Here is a 1,943-nt window from a genome sequence, read left to right on the forward strand (position 1 = left end):
ATGCCTGACGATGACCTACTCTCGCATGGGGAAGCCCCACACTACCATCGGCGCTGAGCGGTTTCACTGCTGAGTTCGGCATGGGATCAGGTGGTTCCCACTCGCTATGGTCGTCAGGCGAAAACGGTTGGAATCATGCTGACGCGATCGTCTCTGCCTGGCTCTCGACAGGCGGCGTATCCGTCAATCGTGTGCGCAATGCGCAGACCCCTTGGGGTTATATGGTCAAGCCTCACGGGCCATTAGTACCGGTTAGCTCAACGCCTTGCAGCGCTTCCACACCCGGCCTATCAACCAGCTGGTCTCGCTGGGCCCTTCAGGAGGCTCAAGGCCTCGGGGATGTCTCATCTTGAAGGGGGCTTCCCGCTTAGATGCCTTCAGCGGTTATCCCGTCCGCACGTAGCTACCCGGCAATGCCACTGGCGTGACAACCGGAACACCAGAGGTGCGTCCACTCCGGTCCTCTCGTACTAGGAGCAGCTCTTCTCAAACATCCAACGCCCACGGCAGATAGGGACCGAACTGTCTCACGACGTTCTAAACCCAGCTCGCGTACCACTTTAAATGGCGAACAGCCATACCCTTGGGACCGACTTCAGCCCCAGGATGTGATGAGCCGACATCGAGGTGCCAAACACCGCCGTCGATGTGAACTCTTGGGCGGTATCAGCCTGTTATCCCCGGAGTACCTTTTATCCGTTGAGCGATGGCCCTTCCATACAGAACCACCGGATCACTAGAACCTACTTTCGTACCTGCTCGACGTGTCTGTCTCGCAGTCAAGCACCCTTATGCTCTTGCACTCATCGCACGATTTCCGACCGTGCTGAGGGTACCTTCGTGCTCCTCCGTTACGCTTTGGGAGGAGACCGCCCCAGTCAAACTACCCACCACACACTGTCCTCGATCCGGATCACGGACCTGAGTTAGAACGCCAATGATGCCAGGCTGGTATTTCAAGGTTGGCTCCCCCCGAACTGGCGTCCGGGGTTCCTAGCCTCCCAGCTATCCTACACAAGCAACATCAGCGTCCAGTGTGAAGCTATAGTAAAGGTTCACGGGGTCTTTCCGTCTAGCCGCGGGTACACAGCATCTTCACTGCGATTTCAATTTCACTGAGTCTCGGGTGGAGACAGCGTGGCCATCATTACGCCATTCGTGCAGGTCGGAACTTACCCGACAAGGAATTTCGCTACCTTAGGACCGTTATAGTTACGGCCGCCGTTTACCGGGGCTTCGATCAGGAGCTTCGCCCGAGGGCTAACACCATCACTTAACCTTCCGGCACCGGGCAGGCGTCACACCCTATACGTCCGCTTACGCGTTTGCAGAGTGCTGTGTTTTTAATAAACAGTTGCAGCCACCTGGTATCTTCGACCGCCTCGTGCTTCGGCCGCGAGGGCCTACACACTAACGCGGCGTGCCTTCTCCCGAAGTTACGGCACCATTTTGCCTAGTTCCTTCACCCGAGTTCTCTCAAGCGCCTGGGTATTCTCTACCTGACCACCTGTGTCGGTTTGGGGTACGGTCCCACTGTATCTGAAGCTTAGAGGCTTTTCCTGGAAGCGTGGCATCGATGACTTCCACCCCGTGGGGTGTTCGTCTCGCCTCTCGGCCTTGGGGATCCGGATTTGCCTGAACCCCCAGCCTACGGGCTTTCACCAGGACAACCAACGCCTGGCCCACCTAGCCTTCTTCGTCCCCCCATCGCAATACAGTGAGGTACGGGAATATTGACCCGTTTCCCATCGACTACGCCTTTCGGCCTCGCCTTAGGGGCCGACTCACTCTGCTCCGATTAGCGTCGAACAGAAACCCTTGGTCTTCCGGCGGGGGAGTTTTTCACTCCCCTTGTCGTTACTCATGTCAGCATTCGCACTCGTGATACCTCCAGCAGACCTCTCGATCCACCTTCATCGGCTTACACGACGCTCCTCTACCGC

General features: G+C 57.2%; 2 rRNA genes (1 of these 2 running past the window's edge). Both read right to left on the reverse strand.

The features are described 5' to 3' along the window. Positions 1 to 2 precede the first annotated feature (2 nt). A 5S ribosomal RNA gene (gene rrf, locus ACOJCM_RS12920) occupies positions 3 to 118 on the reverse strand. 103 nt (positions 119 to 221) lie between these two features. Further along, positions 222 to 1,943 (reverse strand): 23S ribosomal RNA (locus ACOJCM_RS12925); it runs 1,253 nt beyond the window's last position.

Source organism: Billgrantia hypersalina, from assembly GCF_052584175.1.